A 736-nucleotide genomic window follows, 5' to 3' on the forward strand; every position below is an offset into this window, starting at 1 on the left:
ACTTTGTAAGCCGATGGATTGGCGGCAATGGCTATACTTATGAGACAATACCTGCTGGCAGTAACTGGTGGAAAGAATGGTGGAGAGTGATCATGAATCCCATAAGCTCCCATACCTGTCTTGGAGATGCGGGTCAAAAATGCCAAAAAAGGTATGGCTCATCTCATTTAAAACAAAAACCTTGAATTAAATCATGGAGGAAAAAAATGAAACAAACTTTAAAATTATTAAGCGCTGTAACTTTGTTAAGTATAGCTGGATGTCAGTTTAATAAAACTCCTGGAGGATATTTGAGCGCGTGGGAGAAAAATGGTGTTACTGATTTTACTGAGGTAGGAAAAGCCTTATTAGAATGTGGAATGCCAACCCCTTATGATAAGGATCCAGAAAATAGAAAGTTAAGTTTAAATAAAAAGGCGTTTATTGATTCTTGTATGGTTCAATCAGGATTCCGCTATAAAGATACAGAGGCAGGAACGTGGTGTGAGAATTTTCAAGGAAAGAATCTTCCGGCTTGTCGTCCAGGTGCTGTCATACCACAGCGCAGTGTCAAGAAGCGCTTAAACAGCCCTTTTTGTAAAAAGCATCCAGAACAATATGAATGTTATCCTTAAGTTTTGCTGTTTGTGATGATTAACAATCCGCTATCCTTGCCTTCACTTGGAATGGTGGGATTGTTTTCTCAACCAATCATCTCAATATTGTTCACCGTTGTTTTAAGCAGCGGTGACAGGAA

The 736-nt window shown here is 39.1% G+C and carries 1 protein-coding gene and 1 pseudogene; both read left to right on the forward strand.

Annotated features, from left to right (window positions below; translation table 11 throughout):
• Positions 1-185: pseudogene (locus tag ACFILA_RS09740) on the forward strand (filamentous hemagglutinin); the annotation flags it as partial.
• Between the two features lie 21 nt (positions 186-206).
• Positions 207-614 (forward strand): hypothetical protein, encoded by a 408-nt coding sequence (locus tag ACFILA_RS09745; protein WP_375643795.1) that lies wholly within the window; start codon positions 207-209, stop codon positions 612-614.
• Positions 615-736 lie beyond the last annotated feature (122 nt).

The sequence above is a fragment of the Bartonella sp. CL71SXKL genome (assembly GCF_042194935.1).
GTDB lineage: Bacteria > Pseudomonadota > Alphaproteobacteria > Rhizobiales > Rhizobiaceae > Bartonella.

Coding starts and splice junctions, on each gene's coding strand:
- ACFILA_RS09745 (WP_375643795.1), top strand. CDS start 207: ATGAAACAAACTTTAAAATTATTAAGCGCTGTAACTTTGTTAAGTATA.